The 16,688-nt window shown below is 39.3% G+C and carries 15 protein-coding genes; all 15 read right to left on the bottom strand.

The features are described from left to right. Nucleotides 1-43: 43 nt before the first annotated feature. The 15 genes from dltD to TT13_RS05910 all read right to left on the bottom strand — a co-directional run bounded on the left by dltD (nt 44) and on the right by TT13_RS05910 (nt 16,649). On the bottom strand, nt 44-1,333 hold the full coding sequence (dltD, locus tag TT13_RS05975) for a D-alanyl-lipoteichoic acid biosynthesis protein DltD (protein WP_027699144.1): 1,290 nt from the start codon (nt 1,331-1,333) through the stop codon (nt 44-46). Then, a complete protein-coding gene (gene dltC, locus TT13_RS05970) occupies nt 1,320-1,562 on the bottom strand; it encodes a D-alanine--poly(phosphoribitol) ligase subunit DltC (RefSeq protein ID WP_027699143.1) in 243 nt (80 codons plus the stop codon). Before dltC ends, dltD begins: the two co-directional genes overlap by 14 nt. Nucleotides 1,563-1,587: 25 nt before the next feature. Continuing rightward, a complete protein-coding gene (gene dltB / locus TT13_RS05965; protein ID WP_027699142.1) occupies nt 1,588-2,805 on the bottom strand; it encodes a D-alanyl-lipoteichoic acid biosynthesis protein DltB in 1,218 nt (405 codons plus the stop codon). A 4-nt stretch (nt 2,806-2,809) separates the two neighbouring features. After that, nucleotides 2,810-4,300, bottom strand: a complete 1,491-nt coding sequence (gene dltA, locus TT13_RS05960; protein ID WP_045476798.1) for a D-alanine--poly(phosphoribitol) ligase subunit DltA — start codon at nt 4,298-4,300, stop codon at nt 2,810-2,812. Nucleotides 4,301-4,323: 23 nt separating this feature from the next. Then, the gene (locus TT13_RS11060) at nt 4,324-4,434 is read right to left on the bottom strand and encodes a teichoic acid D-Ala incorporation-associated protein DltX (protein ID WP_422821962.1); all 111 of its coding nucleotides are present in this window, start codon (nt 4,432-4,434) and stop codon (nt 4,324-4,326) included. A gap of 7 nt (nt 4,435-4,441) precedes the next feature. Further along, entirely contained in the window at nt 4,442-5,278 is an 837-nt protein-coding gene (locus TT13_RS05955) for an alpha/beta hydrolase (RefSeq protein WP_027699140.1), read from the bottom strand. 403 nt (nt 5,279-5,681) lie between these two features. Further along, complete coding sequence (locus tag TT13_RS05950; RefSeq protein WP_027699139.1) at nt 5,682-8,246, bottom strand: InlB B-repeat-containing protein; 2,565 nt, start codon at nt 8,244-8,246, stop codon at nt 5,682-5,684. A gap of 354 nt (nt 8,247-8,600) precedes the next feature. After that, a complete protein-coding gene (locus TT13_RS05945) occupies nt 8,601-8,930 on the bottom strand; it encodes a hypothetical protein (protein ID WP_027699138.1) in 330 nt (109 codons plus the stop codon). A 159-nt stretch (nt 8,931-9,089) separates the two neighbouring features. Then, a complete protein-coding gene (locus TT13_RS05940; RefSeq protein ID WP_027699137.1) occupies nt 9,090-9,821 on the bottom strand; it encodes a 3-oxoacyl-ACP reductase in 732 nt (243 codons plus the stop codon). A gap of 1 nt (nt 9,822) precedes the next feature. Then, nucleotides 9,823-10,326, bottom strand: coding sequence for a QueT transporter family protein (locus TT13_RS05935; protein ID WP_045476797.1), 504 nt, complete (start codon nt 10,324-10,326; stop codon nt 9,823-9,825). A 156-nt stretch (nt 10,327-10,482) separates the two neighbouring features. Beyond that, the gene (gene uvrB / locus TT13_RS05930; RefSeq protein ID WP_027699135.1) at nt 10,483-12,495 is read right to left on the bottom strand and encodes an excinuclease ABC subunit UvrB; all 2,013 of its coding nucleotides are present in this window, start codon (nt 12,493-12,495) and stop codon (nt 10,483-10,485) included. A gap of 16 nt (nt 12,496-12,511) precedes the next feature. After that, nucleotides 12,512-13,144 carry a YfbR-like 5'-deoxynucleotidase gene (locus TT13_RS05925; RefSeq protein ID WP_027699134.1) on the bottom strand — a complete coding sequence of 211 codons (633 nt, stop codon included), beginning with the start codon at nt 13,142-13,144 and terminating at the stop codon, nt 12,512-12,514. A gap of 131 nt (nt 13,145-13,275) precedes the next feature. Then, on the bottom strand, nt 13,276-14,469 hold the full coding sequence (locus TT13_RS05920; RefSeq protein WP_027699133.1) for an SAM-dependent methyltransferase: 1,194 nt from the start codon (nt 14,467-14,469) through the stop codon (nt 13,276-13,278). 239 nt (nt 14,470-14,708) lie between these two features. Continuing rightward, nucleotides 14,709-15,323 (bottom strand): YitT family protein, encoded by a 615-nt coding sequence (locus tag TT13_RS05915; RefSeq protein ID WP_045476793.1) that lies wholly within the window; start codon nt 15,321-15,323, stop codon nt 14,709-14,711. Between the two features lie 153 nt (nt 15,324-15,476). Further along, on the bottom strand, nt 15,477-16,649 hold the full coding sequence (locus TT13_RS05910) for a CamS family sex pheromone protein (protein WP_027699132.1): 1,173 nt from the start codon (nt 16,647-16,649) through the stop codon (nt 15,477-15,479). Between the last annotated feature and the right edge of the window lie 39 nt (nt 16,650-16,688).

The raw sequence follows: 16,688 nt of genomic DNA, 5'->3' as shown, positions 1-16,688 counted from the left end.
ACTTTTACGGTAGGCCACACGATTGGCAGAGCTTTTTTGTTACCTAATCATTAACTCGACGATCTTGCCATTGCTTTGACAAGAATTTATCGTTGTTAATCTTATAATTAGGCTCTTCTTTTGGCGAATTGACAAACTTAACCATTTGTTTATCAAAGGCAACCCAACCACGAGGGCCAAAATGAATTGTATCTTGCATGAAGTATGGTTCATTATACTTGTCAGTGAAGTCAACAATATCATTAAAGCCTTGCGATTGAAGTTGATACTTAATCTTTTTAGAGAAGCCTTGCATTGAGCTCATTGGAAGGCCTGAATACTTATACCAGCGGTTATTAACTGATGGTATTACAAATTCAACTTGGTCATGATTCTTAGCAAATTGATTCAAAACATACTGGAAATCTGCGAATTCAGGGCTGGCATCGTAGCGGTGATGCTTTTGATAGCCATGCATATTACGCCAACGGTGTTTAAAACTCATATTCCAGACATCATTGACAATGTGGAATCGATTATTATTTGATCGTTGGGCACTATACTTGTAAGCTGATTTATCTAACGCTTGATAGTCGAGTTGACCCGGCAACTTTTTACTATAGTTGTCAATCTTATCATACATACCAGTCTGTGCCGACTTCATCTGCGCAACCCAAGAAAATAGATAATCTTCACGTACCCACAAAGCTGACAGCACTTTAATCTTAGCCAAGTTCCAATCAGAAACCGGCTTTCCCTGAGCCAAAGATGCTAAGGCCGTTCGAATGGTGCTATTATCACCGGCAATATTAAGGCCTTGTAGTCGTTTAGCAACACTTTGGGTTAGCTTTGTTTTAGGGTCGGCCTGTCCAATCCAACGATACAAAGTACCGTTAGATGTAAATGACTGTAGTTGCCCTAACTGTAGCCCTTGAGAACCAAACCATTGGGGACTAATAATAAAAATAACCTTACGATTTTTCATTTGCTCAGCAACTGAAGAAATATATAAATATTGAGGCAAAGATTGAGTTCCAGGCGCACCAATCAAGTATGGTGTCTGCCCTTTCATCGCACTTTTATACTTCATTGAAAACGCCGACGGATGATATGGACTAATCTTCTCTAATTCAGACGATCCAATAATTGGTAAGAACTGCTTATCAGCTAGCACCTGCGAACGAATAGCATATCCATTGTACTGTGTTTTATCTAATGGATTCATCGCAAATTCTTTCAGCTGCCGCGTTGAGTAAAGTTTACCAAAATTAAAGGGGGCAAATAAAATAACGCCGACTAAGAGAAGCGCCACAAAGAGTGGCCCTACTGCTAATAGAATCTTATGCTTTTTCATTTACCTTTTCCTGAATTCGCTCAGCAATCTTATTTGCTGTGTTCCAATCTTGTCGCTCCATCTCAGAAGGTGGTAATGATACCTTAAAGCGATCTTCCAATTCAACAATTAAAGCAATCGCTGATAATGAATCAAGAATTGATTCCTCGAATAAATCCATGTCTAAATCATCACGAAATTCATCCGTTTCGGCAACTTCTTCTAAAATATCTAAAACTTCATCTTTCATTGTTATTCTCCCTCAAAATTTGATTTTAAAAATTAGGTAGTGGACTATGTCCATCAAAGTAATGCATTATGGCGTCGTTTGGGATACCTGAGAACAGTAAGAACCCAATAAAGACGGCATTAAAAGTAATAAAGATACTCAAACTATTGGTCCAAATATTGCTTGGAATCTTAATATGGTGCCGCTTTTTAAAGCGAATCCAGGCATCATAACCAATCATTAACCCTGCATGGTACAAACCATAAGCAATATAATACCAAGTTAAGCCATGCCAGAGTCCCATCAAACCAAATAACGCAACATAAGAAACGTTAGAAATGAATACCCGGTTCTTTGACCAACGGTGAACCATAATTGTCTTAACTAAGCGCATATAGACGAAATCACGGAACCAAAAACTTAGAGTCATATGCCAGCGATTCCAGAAGTCCTTAATATTTTTCGATATAAAGGGCTTATTAAAGTTGATTGGCATATCGTAACCCATTAAGTTAGATAACCCAATGGCAAAGAATGAGTATCCGGCAAAGTCAAAGAACAAATACAAGCCATAGCCATACATGGCCCCTAACATATTTATAAAGCTGGGATTAACCGTTGCGTCAATTGCTACTTGGTGTAAGAAATAAGTCACAATCAGATGACCAATAATAAACTTATACAAGAAGCCTAAGAAAATTCGTAAAATCCCTTTGCTAAGCAAGTCTTCATAATTATCAACCGTTGGCTTTTGATACTCCTTTTCAAAGCGACGGAAGCGATCAATTGGGCCAGAAGAAATTGTTGGGAAAAAATAGAGAAAGTAGACAAACTGACGTAAGGGCACTTTATGAATTAAGTCATCACGTAGTTCAATGACGACATTAACGACCTTAAAAGTTAGATATGAAATTCCTAGAAAGCCAATTATTGAACTGGGTTGAGTGGGATTAATCACCGGTGTAACTTTGACAACCGTTAAAGGCAGAATTGCCAATAAAACAGCCAAGTAGAAAATTAGTGTGTTATTTTTCTGCTGTTGAACCCGATAATATTCATATCCCTTAACCAGAATCGTTTGATAAACGCCATAACCGAGTAAAGCCCAAACAGTGATTGACCCAGCAAATGACCAGGCTAGAAAGCCAATTGAAATTAGGACTTGGTACCACATTAGCTTTTTGCCGTTTAGCAAAGCTATTATTAATGGTATTAACGCTAGTCCGAGAATAATAAAATAATACGGTGTTGAGTACGGTTGCATCGGTCTAACCCACCACCTTTGCTGTTAATGCCTTACGATCAATCTTACCATTTTGATTTAGAGGCATTTCAGTTACATAGACAAACTTTGTTGGCAGCATGTAATCCATAATCCTAGTTAACAAGTCATTTTTAATTGCTTTAGTTACTGTACGCATAACTGCTCGGTCCGTTGAATATTCCTTGGGCTTAATTACAGCAATCAAAGCGGTCACCTTATGCTCTTCATTGTAGCGTGGTAACATAATTGCTTGTTCAACTTGGTCATTCATAATAAGGTTGGCTTCAATATCTTGAAGCTCAATGCGATAACCATTAAATTTAACTTGGAAATCTAAACGTCCTTGGAAGAACAAAGTTCCATCTGCATCCATATGACCGGCATCCCCAGTTTTAAAGGCTGCTTCCCCATCCACTGTGACAAAGGATTGCGCCGTCTTTTCAGGATTCTCGTAGTAGCCATTACCGACTGAATCACCAATGATTATAATTTCTCCATTTTCAATGGCAAAGTGTACACCTGGCTTAGCCTTACCAACAGGCAGACGATCATAACTGGCAATAATTTCATCAGTAATTAGCACGCTAGAAACCGCTCCAGTTGCTTCAGTTGGGCCATAAGTATTATAGATTCTAGCATCTGGGAAGTTTTGACATAGCTTACGGGCGGTTTTAACCGTTAATTCTTCCCCACAAAAGATAAATTGTTCAATTGCCGGATGATTTTGAGCTGTAAATGATGGATCAACTAGTAGCATATCTACGAATGATGGTGTTGATACCCAAGTTTTAATCGTAACTGCATCAAGTCGTTGGAAGAGCGCTTTGAAATTACCAATTTCAGCTCGTGATAAAGCAATTAACTCGCTACCAGTCATAAGGCTCGGATAAAGACTGAAAATTGAAAGATCAAAACTAAACAAAGGTTGTTCAAGGTACTTATTATCTGTAATTTGCTTAAAGTCATTAATCATCCATTGTGTGAATGAATACAAATTATCATGACTAACTTCAACGCCCTTTGGTAACCCGGTCGTCCCAGAAGTGTAAATAATATAGGCTGTTTGGCTCCCCTTAACTGCCTTTTGAGTGTTTAGACTCTCAAATGTGAAGTTTGAATTTGCCGTAAATTGGGTAAAAGTAATGTAATCCCCCAAAATTGCGGCTTGTTCACCGTTTAAATCGCTAGTTGTAATAACTAACGCTGGCTTAGCTGCCGAAACAATCGCAGTCAAACGATCTAATGGCGTGTGCTCATCAACTGGTACGTAGGCATGACCAACTAGATTTGCAGCCAACATACTAGCTAAGCTCAGAAAATTATTCTTACCAAAAACTAAAATTGGTCGATTTACTAAAGTGTGTTCATTAAACTTATCTGCAATTTGTTTAATAGCATCAGCCAAATCTTGGTAGGTATAACTAACATTCGCCTCAGTAAAAGCAGCTTTATTTGCATTTTGCGCTGCTTTATTTAAAATCTCTTCAATCAACATCTTTTTCAATTCCCTCTCAGATTTTAAAATTCATTATAGATAAAGTGGGCAGGCCCAGCAATATCGTAAGAATAAAAATATATTAGTAATAACAGAATAACTGTGTAAAAAATTGTTAATGCGATGAAGCGCATTGCTTCTTTATTTCTCATAAATAAAATCCTTTATATATTTAATCGCCGCCGTATTTTTTGGCACATTACCATGAGATAAATTAGCGCCTTTAAAGATATAATAATCTACAGAATTACCGTTTTTCTTTAATAGGTTATATGGCGAAAAGGTGTCAGTCCAGGGAACCGCCCCATCTGTTTCTTTTTTAGCATCATAATTTGATGTTAGAAAAGCAACTTTGACTCCTGAATCAATCTTTTGATAATTATTTTGCCAATATTGATACTCTGTCGTTTTTAGTTGTGGTCCGTTGTTTAAAACAGCTAAATAATCTTGATTTATCTGAGCAGTACCTTTGTTATATTGTCCCGATAAAGAAACAAATTTATTAACGGGTGGGTAATTATGATTTTTGCTATCGGTAATTAAGTAACGTAATACACCAGCCCCACCTGATGAAAAGCCAACAAAATTTACATACCCCACCTGGTAATGTTGTTTTAAATACGCCATAACTTGGACTAACCCTTTTTGATAGGTTTGACTATTTTCGGTACCCTTTGTCATACCAAAACCAACGACAGGATGGTGATTAGTTGATTTAAATGAACCCTTAACTGCCAAAGTACCATCTTCTTTTAAGGTAAAATCTAGATTCTCTTTAAGATTTGCTTGCTTACTGTTTGTGAATGCGTTCATTATTGGTTGCATATCCGTAATTGATCCGCCAGAACCAGTAACAAAAACCGTCGGATAAATCACCACCTCTTTATTAACCTTTGGTCGACTAAAATAGAAAAAAATTATCCCGCTCAGTAGAAATAAAATAACTAATAATACTGAAATTAAAATTCCTTTTTTCATTTGCAGACCTGTTTAAACCACGTTTTCTAATGAGCATAAATACTAAACTCTAAATATCTATATAAAAAACAATAGCCCCTCCTAGATATATTTGTTATACCACTATACAAAATATTTTACATTAATTTTTTTCAGAATTGGTTTTCGATCTAAATGTCTAACTAGACCAAATTAAAATTAGGTCAGGTATTTATTTATATATAAGCACTAAGCAAAGATTAACCAATATTCTTCAAGGTATACCAATTAATAATTACTTGTGCTATTAAAATTAACTTTATAGTATTTAGCTTTTACTATCTCTTTGATTATGGGCGCCTAGGAGAGTGAATTTTCTACGCTTAATTTAGGCTGTAACAAAAAAAGGTAGTAACTTTTTGTTACTACCTTACTTAGTTTAAGCTTATTTACGCCGATACAAAGTTATGGCTGACATTAGGCTGATTAGACCTAATATTTCAGTGATTCCCGCTTGTTCAGCGGTTTCAGGCAAAGCACCCTGTATTTTATTATTTGCTAGTCCACTGGTTTGACTCAATGCAGGCAAATGATTAGTCATCGAAGTGCCAGCTACATTGTTGGCGTTTGAACCGCCACCTTGCGCAGGACTTGTTATCGTAGGATTTTCTTCGCTACCCCCAGTTGAAACTGGCGCCCACTTTGCGTATAGAGCAAAACTTGCACCAGCAAAGTCACTTGGAATCGTGCTAGTTGCTAAGCTCCAAGGTTGCGTTAGGGCTGAATCGCTATACCAACCAACGAAAGTATAGCCCGCCTTGGTCGGTACGACTGTTTGCTGAATTAGACCACCTAGGTAAGAAGTTACCCCATCAATGGTTGAACCACCATTACTATTAAAAGTAACTGGGATAGCCGTCAACTGATCACCATAATACTGAATAGCATAATTATTGTAGGCAACCGGCGTAACTGTATTAGCAGTTACACCCGCTAAGTTACTAAGGAGATCTTGGTCAGCACTGGCAAATTGGGTTAGGGTGCTGGCAGTGTTGTTAGTGAAGGTTGTGCCACTTGTCTTCACTAAGGTTGCTGGGAACAAAACATTTGTTAAGTAGGCGTTCGCATTATCATCAACGGTATTGGCAATCGTTGTACCCATGTTGGTAAAGCCAATAGCACCACCATTTTGGCCCGCCACGTTGTTAGTAAAGCTATCAGCTTGAAATACTACGGGTGTAACCCCTGGGGTTGCCGCAGTGACTGCTGTACTAATCGCCACGGCACCACCATTGCCACTGGCGGTATTACCGTCAAAAGTGTCATTTGTAAATGTAACAGGGATAAGGCTGGTATCAGTATAAACTTGATAATTAATATTGATTGCGCCACCATTTTGGCTATCACTATTATTGGTGAAAGTTGAATTGCTTACCTGTAAACTGCCTAAAGTAGCATAAATGGCACCGGCGCTATTTCCGCTATTACCACCAACATTGCCAGTAAAAGTATCATTGTCAAAGACCGCATTAGTCCCGACGTTGATGGCCACAGCACCAACACCGGCAGTCGATGTATTACCCGTGAAAGTTGAGTTACTTATGTTTAAGGGAGTTGCAGGGCTTCCCTGCATAATAATTGCTCCAGCTGAGTTACCTGAATTGTTGATAAAGGTTGAGTTTGTAATACTTGCTGACCCACCACTTATTTGTAAGAGAATTGGCGCACTACTTGTATTTTGATTGTTTTCAAAGGTTGCTCCGGTCACTGTTAAATTAGCTGAACCGTCGGCTTCAATAACACTTTGTTTGTTGCCAGAGAAATACCCACCATTAAGATTAATATTTGAGATACCCGCAATCGCGCTGGCATTATTATTCATGGCGGCATTGCCTGTCATGTTAATATCCATCGTCTTGCCGCCGCCACCATAAGCATAAACCGCAGCATAAGTGCTATTAATAATTTGAGCGTTATCGGCCATATTCAAAGTATCAGTGCTTGTGCCACTTTCATTATCTAGATATGCGTAGCCGAAATTAGTGATAGTGGCATCACCGGACATATTAACCGTATTAATTGTTGACACGGTAATAGGCAATCCGGTTGTCATATCATAAGCTTGTCCTTGACCAAATAATGGTAGATTACCATTACCAATAATTTTGGTTGAGCCAGTTAAATTAACCGTTGTGTTGTTTGTATCACCAACAGCGGAAAACGTACCGTAATATAAGCCACTCTGCCCACCAGTCTGATCAATCGTCAAATCATTAATGGTCAGGGTTGCGTTATCATACAATACAAAGCCCATCCGCGAACCATCGGCAAGTTCCGCATCGGGGGTTCCCGCGGTCAATAAGATGTTAGAGCCCGCTGGAACATCAAAGAAAGTCACCCAATTGGAACCATCAAAACTGTCAATGACCCCATCAACTTCAATTGTGTACAAGCTACCGTCAGTTGGCGCAGCGGCTATAGCCGCCTTCATTTCATCCCAACTGTTAACCGAAACCGTCTGATTGACTGGCGTTGCGGCTAACATTGCCATATGTTTAATGGAGCTAGCACTGGTCAAACTTGTAGCTACACTGTTGCTAACACTACTATCACTGCTAGCGCTACTGTTTGAACTAGCCATAGAACTATCGGTAGCGCTGACACTAGTTGCCGTATCGCTACTTGAAAGTGCAGCCGTGCTATCTGCTGCAAGTGAACTGGCTGCCACATCACTACTACTAGTGGCCTGGTTTGAACTATCTGACGGACTAGCACTTGCTGATGACAGCAGAACTTGGCTCGCTGAATCAAGGCTAATTGCGCCAGTGCTGGTAGTGGCTGAACTATTTGCTTTTACATTCACAGTTGAATCGGCTGACACAGGGCCAACTTGCGTCAACAATGCTACCGCACCACCGACTAAAAATGGTAGCAAGCCATAAGCATAAGTCCAATGTTTGCCATCTTTGTACATCCGGTAGTTCCGGCTCTTTTGATTAATTTGTCCCATTAGCAATTTGCTCCCTATTCCTAAAACATCCATTTCGCTGCCACAAGCATTAGCTTGAATTGACTAACCGCCCTAACCTTGAGCTGTTATACCAACAAAATTGGTTTTAACTATGATAATTATATATTTTTCTAGATATTAAACCAAGGATATTTCGAAAATAAAAATATCTATTAAATACTTAAATATTATTATTTCCCAAAAATGATTGCAAAGTATTGTAAAAACATAAAAAAATCAGGTAAAAATTATGGCCAGTTCAGCTAATACTTAGTACGGTCATAATTTTTACCTGATAACTTTTTTAAACATTAAAACTACAAATAAGTTAGTAAGAGTCTGCTAACGGAGCCATTAATACTTCTTAACTTGGTCGCGATTTGATGCCTGGTGATTTTTATCTACCTTTACGCGCACCTTTTTAAGGCGTCGGTTACGATAAATCAACCAACCAGCAATTAGCATCGTAGCTAAAACCAATAAATTCAAGAGTGGGTTCCCGCCAACTTGAGTCTGGATAGTTAACATACCATGATGCTCGGCCAGTTGCTCAACATTGGCCGCATGTATTTTACTAGTCACTAAGGTTAAAAAAGCGACAATTAGGCTAGCAGCAATGCCTAGCCATAATGCTTTATATGATCTAATCAAGATAATTCTAAGTCTACTTTGGGATTGCTTCATTATTTTACCAGCCTCTCAATATACTATGCCTAAGAATCATTTATTCAATCTGTAGTTAATATTTTAGAGGCATTAAACGAACTTTTTATGAAAGAACCCGGCTTTTTATCGCAAGAAAAAGCCAGCCTACTTGAATATAGACTGACTAACTGTTTTAGCTTATTTAATGGTCCAACCACCATCTAAGTTGATGACCTGCCCTTGCATATAACTAGCTTCAGGACTAGTTAGATAAAGGGTTAAATTCGCAACTTCACTCGCTTGAGCCCAACGGCCAACAGGGGTCTCTGCTGCAACCGCTTTGGCCATTGCACCATCACCGGCAAAATCAGCCGCATTCATCGGGGTATCAATAGCACCCGGTGCAATGGCATTAATTCGCACTGATTTTGCATAGTCTAAAGCTAATTGGCGCATCCAGCCAATCAAACCGTGTTTAGCTGTTGTATAGGCAGCACCACCACCGCCAGCAATTTGGCCGGCGATTGAAGCCATAAAGACAATTTGCCCGTGACGCTGCTGCAAAATTGGTAGCAGGTATTCACTAATTTGAATCGGTGCTAATAAATTGATTTGTAAATTCGCTTTAATTGCTTGATAGTTGGTTGCCAAGGCTGGTTTAAAAGCATCCAGAACACCGGCTGTGCTTAAGAAGATGTCAACGTCAGACAACAAAGCCTGATGATCAAGTAACCATTGACTTAACTGTTCTTCATTCGCTAAATTAATTTCATAACTAAATAAACGTTCATTTATCGTTTCAATTGGCGCTTTATCTAAAGCAATTACCTTAGCTCCTAAAGCTAGATAACTATTTAGCTGTGCCGCCCCGATGCCTGAGGCGGCACCAGTAATTAAAATTGTTTGATTTTGATAATTTTGTGTAATCATATTATGCTGTTAAGTCAATATACTTATTTACGTAATAAAGGAGAATTGCTCCCAATACAAGTGCTACAAATTCGCCAATTGCGACTGTGCCAAAGGTTATCCAAAATGGTGCCTTCAAGACATAGTATAATTCAGCAGCTACAACCCACATCATCGCCGTATCAATTAGAACCGAAATTAGTAGTTTAACCTTCACTGACTTAACATGCTTAGTCGCAAAATAGGTCATAGTGGTCATCACTAATGTGCCCAGTGTTCCCACAACCATATCAATTGGGCCTAAGCTCGATGACATATTAGCAATAAAGACCCCAATCGTAAGGGCCCAGATATAGCGCTTATTGAAAACTACCAGATGATTTAAAGCTTCCGAAACGCGAAACTGAATTGCCCCGTAAGAAAGTGGCTTGATTAGCGTTGTAACAACAACATAAAAGGCTGCAACAACTGCAATCAAAGCTAGCTGACGGGTTTTTGAGGTGTGTTGGATATTTTGTTTTTCCATGGTAGTACTCCTAGTTTTTTTCCGAGGGATGGTAGATGAACCTCGTTATTGTGACAATGCTTTCAAGTGTAGCATAAAATTTGTTTGATAAGAAGGCGTTTTTTCAGGTAATTAAAAATGGTCCAGAATTTTAACAATTCTGAACCATTAATTTACTTATTCACCAAGTTGTAATTTAAGCTCCAAAACCGTATCACGTAAGCTAGCGGCTTCCTCAAAGTCAAGGCGCTTAGCAGCGGCCCGCATTTGATCTTCAAGGTTAGCAATCATGGCATTTTGATCGTCACGAGCCATATCCTTAAAGGCCGTTTCAGTAAAGCTAAGGTCCTTGTCGCTGCTATCAACGGCATGACTAACCGAAATCAACTCACGAATATCTTTTTTAATTGTATGTGGCGTAATGCCATGTTCTTCATTGTAAGCAATTTGGATTGCCCGCCGACGAGCCGTTTCATCCATTGCTCGTTGCATTGAATCAGTCTGCCGGTCTGCATACATGATAACATGCCCATTTTCATTACGCGCAGCCCGCCCAATTGTTTGAATTAAGGAACGGGTGTTACGCAAGAAACCTTCCTTATCCGCATCCAAGATAGCTACTAGGGAAACTTCTGGTACATCAATTCCCTCACGTAACAAATTAATTCCGACCAAAACATCGAATTTACCTAAACGTAAGTCACGAATTATCTCAGTTCGTTCAAGAGTTTTAATGTCAGAATGTAGATATTTAACCTTAACACCGACATCTTCTAGATAATCTGTTAAATCTTCAGCCATTTTCTTAGTCAGCGTTGTGACAAAGACCCGTTCTTCACGAGCAACCCGTTCATTAATCTCACCTAACAAGTCATCAATCTGCCCCATAACTGGTCGTACTTCCACTTCGGGATCTAATAGTCCGGTCGGCCGTATGATTTGCTGGGCAACATCTTTGTCTGGCACACGGGCCGTTTCATAATCCCCTGGTGTGGCAGACATATAGATGACTTGATTAACATGCTCTTCAAACTCCTCTAGCCTTAATGGTCGATTATCTAAAGCCGATGGCAAACGGAAGCCATAGTCAATTAGTGTTTCCTTACGCGCCTTATCACCATTATACATCCCCCGGACTTGTGGCATGGTTACGTGGGACTCATCGACAACAATCAAGAAATCATCAGGGAAGAAGTCTAGTAAGGTAAATGGTGGTTCACCGGGTTGCCGGCCATCCATGTGCCGAGAATAGTTTTCAATTCCGGAAGTAAAGCCCATCTCGCGAATCATCTCGATGTCATATTCGGTCCGCTGCTTTAGGCGCTGGGCTTCCAATAATTTCCCTTCATCTTCAAAGACCTTTAACTGCGTATCTAACTCAGCCTGAATGGTCTTTAAAGCACGTTCACGAATTTTATCATTAGTCATAAAATGGGTTGCAGGGAAAATTGTTGCTAGGTCCAGTTCCGCCGTAATTTCACCAGTTAGCGAATCAACCTCACGAATTCGGTCAACCTCATCACCAAAAAATTCAATCCGAATCGCTTTTGCATCAGATGAAGCTGGGAACACTTCTAAAATGTCCCCACGGACGCGAAAACGCCCACGTTGAAAATCAATATCATTCCTTTGGAATTGAATATCAACCAACCGGCGCATCAAATCATTCCGCTCTAAGGTGTCACCAAGCCGAATGTTAATGACATGGTCATTATATTGGTTTGGGTCACCCAATCCAAAGATTGACGATACGGACGCAACAACGATTACATCATTACGTGCCAAAAGTGAAGCAGTTGCTGAATTACGTAACTTATCAATTTCATCATTGATTGATGAATCCTTTTCAATGTACGTGTCAGATGATGGTACATAGGCTTCTGGCTGATAATAGTCATAGTAGGAGACAAAGTATTCCACAGCATTGTCAGGGAAAAACTCTTTAAATTCACCATAGAGCTGGCCAGCCAAAGTTTTATTATGTGATAGAACTAACACTGGTTTATTGGCCTGTGCAATTACATTAGAAATTGTAAAGGTCTTACCAGTTCCAGTTGCGCCTAATAAGATTTGTTCTTTTTCACCGTCGTTCAGTCCTTGAACTAATTGACGGATTGCTTCGGGCTGATCCCCCGTTGGCTCATATTTTGAATGGACTTCATAGTGTTGATCATTATGGCGATCAATCATTTAAGTCACCTCTCTTTTACTTATTAAAAATGCCAATATAAATCCGTTGTAGGCGCTCTGAGCCAGGGAACTCTTCTGCTAATAGCTCAGGAAGCACTTTATGAATAAAGTAGGCTGATGAAGGCATATCACGGAAGGAATAAATAGTAACCAAACTTTCTCGATAAATATCCATAAAGACTGGCTCGGGATTACCCTTTTGTAACTCGCCAAAAGCCTCATATAAAAGATCGACTTTATCAGCAACTGATAAAATACGACCTTCCAAGGTTTCATCTTTACCTTCACCGAGCCGACGGCGATAAACGTCTTGTAAGTTTTCTGGAATTTCCGCCTTAATAAAGTTTTCAGATAATGAATCATCAACTTCAGCCAAAAGCTTACGTAACGGAGCTGAGGCATACTTAACTGGTGTCCGGATATCACCAATAAAGCGCTCAGTAATATCATGGTTTAGCGCTTTTTCGTATAACATCCGCCAGTCCACGGGATTACCAGCTTCTTCTTCAATATCACCTAGAAATTGTGCAACCTGGGTTACTTTCCATGAATGAGCCGCAACTGAGTGTGGTTGATACTTAAAGTAACCCGGTGCGCGTGAAATCATTTCTAATTCATTTAAACCAGAAATGTATTGATGCATTCCCATTTTTCCTGCCTCCGCTAAATATATTCTATCTAATATAGCAAACTTGCCGAACCCATGCAAATATTGCTGGCTAAAAATTAAAGCGGCTGACCATTGGCATTAAGCCAAACGATAGTCAACCGCTTTAATTATTATTTAGCTTCACGTTGGGTCATATACTGCCGCGTCATTGGCAAGGCTTGACCAGAGGCCCCCTTAGTCATCAAAAATTGAATTACATCAATATTACCAGCTTCAAATGAAGCGGCACTTGCTTGTAGGTAGAGATCCCACATGCGCGCAAATGGTAGGCCCATCTCAGTTGCTGTTTTATCGTAAACTTGATGATAATTTTCAGTCCAAGCTTCCAAAGTCTTTTGGTAGTGCCGGCGTAATGGTTCAACATCATCTAATTGTAAGCCGGCGTCCATAATATGCGTGATATTCTCAGCAATATTAGGAATATATCCACCAGGGAAGACATACTTTTGAATGAAAGGATCAACGCCCTTACCATAGTGTTGACCTGTAATTCCATGAATTAAAGCTCGTCCATTTGGTACTAGCAAATCATCTATCTTTTTGAAATAACTAGCTAGATTATCCTTACCGACATGTTCAAACATGCCAACTGAGGTAATATAGTCGTACTTTTGCTTAATATCACGATAATCCCGTAAGACAACGTGCACCTTATCTTCAAGACCTAATGCTTGAACCCGCTTGGTCACAAATTCATATTGCTCTTCTGACAGGGTTACGCCATAAGATTCGACCCCATATTCTTGGGCCGCGATAATGATTAACGTTCCCCAACCAGAACCGATATCTAATAGCTTCTTACCAGGTTGGATATTGAGTTTATCCAAGATATGGTGGACCTTAGCTAGTTGCGCCTCTTCAAGAGTAATATCATCACGATACCAATAGGCACTTGAATAGGTCATTGATGGATCAAGCCACTCTTTATAAAAATCATTACCGATATCGTAATGACTTTGGACATCTTTAACTGACTGCTTTTTATCATGGCCACTTAACATCTTAGTTAAAGAACTGCCAAAACCACTTTGGTCCATCAAAAATGAACCTGCTTGGCGGTAAGCTGATGCAATCAACTCTTGGATACTGCCTTCAATTTCAATGTCTCCATTCATATAAGCTTCACCCAAAACCAAGGTTGGCATACCAGCCAAATCACGCAAACGAATTTTTTCATTGAGTTTTAAGCGAACAACTACTTCACCATCCCCGTACTTTTCAACACTACCATCCCAGTAAGTAACTTCGGTTGTAATATCAAAAGCATTGGCTAAGAGCTTGCTAAAAACAATCTTCTCTAACATTTAATTCACACTTCTTCCCAAAATAAAATAATAAAGGTTATAGAAGCAGTTTACACCTTTTTATACTAAATGCCGAGTGTTAGTTGGGTATTCCACAGGCATACCTTATTCTATTTCATAGAGATAATATTTTTTATGCAGATTTTATCCAAGGCAAACTCAGCTTTTTATATTTTTTTCTTAAAAAAATTTTTTATTGTTTGTTTAACCGATGGCTTCATTCCAAATTAGTTGCCTGTTTAAGCTATTTTGGCCTTAGCATCTTTACCGGCCACTAATTTCACGACCTGACTTGCGATTAAACAAGAACCCAGTGTCACAATAAAATTGAACCAGCCTAAGTAAACAAATAAAGCCATTCCCATAACAAAGGCGTCAAAGACAAAAAGCGTTCGATTAACTGGGGTTGCCCAAATACTATGGAAAATCAAAGATAAGATGGCACTACCACCGGAAGAGCCACCACTACGCAACGCTAAACCAATCCCAACCCCGGAGACAAGGCCATCACAAATCCCCGCTAAAACTAACCAACCAGGCATAGCCAATTGTAAAGCCGGGATTTGCTCCCAAATAAAGAGCCAACCGCTTAACGATAGTGACCCTAAAATGGTCATAAAAAACAGTTTTTTCCCAACTAAGCGAAAACCAAAGAACAACAAAGGGATATTAAATAATAAGAAGGTTAGAGCTGGGTCTAATTGAAACGCATGATATAAAACCACAGAAAGTCCCGACACCCCATTACTAGCTAAATTATTAGGAATTACGAAGACTTGAATTGATAAGGTGATTAATGCTGTGCCCAGCAAAAGTAACATTACATCATTGACAGTACTCCTTTTTATTTTCATAATTACACCTATTTTCTCTCGAGTATTTGACAGCTTTAATTATCGAGGAATTTTGTGCGCATTTTGTTTATTATCCTTGAAATTAACCAGCAGAACGTCAGATTTTTTGTGGACAAAAAAGTCGGAAAGCTACTGTAACTTTCCGACTTTTAATTAGTATGATGTAATTATATTTACTTCATATTTTGAACTGTTAGCTTGTTTAACCAAGAGCGCTTGTAATCCATCAGTCGTTTGAATTCGAATTTGAATTGCCGCATCATTTGGTAGATATGACGGTGCTTGTGTTGCAATGTAGTCAGCGAAGCTTTGTATTTCGCTCTCTGAATAGAATTGCGTTGTAATCGTCACATTTAAGCCAGTTGCAGTTGAATTATTAAACCGAGCCTGACCAGTCATTGATGCCACATTCGGGAAGAAATTTTCAACCTTCGTTTGGAAATTATTAAAACTGGTGTTTAGCGAATTGGCAACGCTATTACTGTTTGGCGTACCTTCTTGCATTGGTAGTACAACCGTAGCTTGGCTCAAATTGGTAAAGGCACCCAAACTATTGCCATTAGTTGAACGGGTCCATTGATAGAAGTTTCCACCAACTAGGCTATCTGCTGGTGATTGTGCAAACAACGCCACATAAATTGGCGTATCAGCACTAATCCCATTCATCTTCCGATAACGTGCCACCACTTCGGCAGCAATCTGCTTGCCTTGTGCAATTCGATCAGCGTTAGAAATATCTTGGGTAAAGGTTGCACCATACTGCTCTTTTTGGTACGAATCTTGGGTATTCATTGCCAAGCCAAGCACAATCCCACTCAATTTTAGATCATTACCTGACTGGGTCATAAAGTCTTGTTCTTCAATCGATTGTAGATACATTGGTCGCCGGCTACTATCGGTTTTACCATTGTCTTCTGGATTTAAACCATTTGGATTGTCATTTGACTTACGTGCTAACCAACTAGTTGCATCTGAAGTTGTTAAATACTGGCCCTCTTGAAAAACATACTTACTCGTTGAAAAGTGTTCTTTCGAGAAGTTTAGCAAACCACTTTCAAAACTCTGGGTACTAAAAGTATTAGTATTATTGGTAACTGTAATCCCACGTGCTTTTGAAACCAAGTAACTACCATCTTTGATAACCGTCTTATATGACGAATTATCACTGTTTGCTGTCACTGCAACACCTTTGCTGCTCTTTTTATTGCTTTCAGTCACCTGGGTACTAGTTGATGAATGTTTTGAAAAAAAGTTTCCAAAAAAAACCAATGCTGTACCCAATGCGATAATCGCAAGGATTGAGCCAATCCACTTTAATGCCCGCATGTGCTTCTCCTTTATTCCCAAATGGCGGTCGCTGGGAAA

This window comes from Weissella oryzae SG25, assembly GCF_000691805.2.
Taxonomy (GTDB): Bacteria; Bacillota; Bacilli; order Lactobacillales; family Lactobacillaceae; genus Weissella; species Weissella oryzae.
Note: the sequence above shows the minus strand (reverse complement) of the source record. Positions and strands in the feature narration are given on the sequence as shown.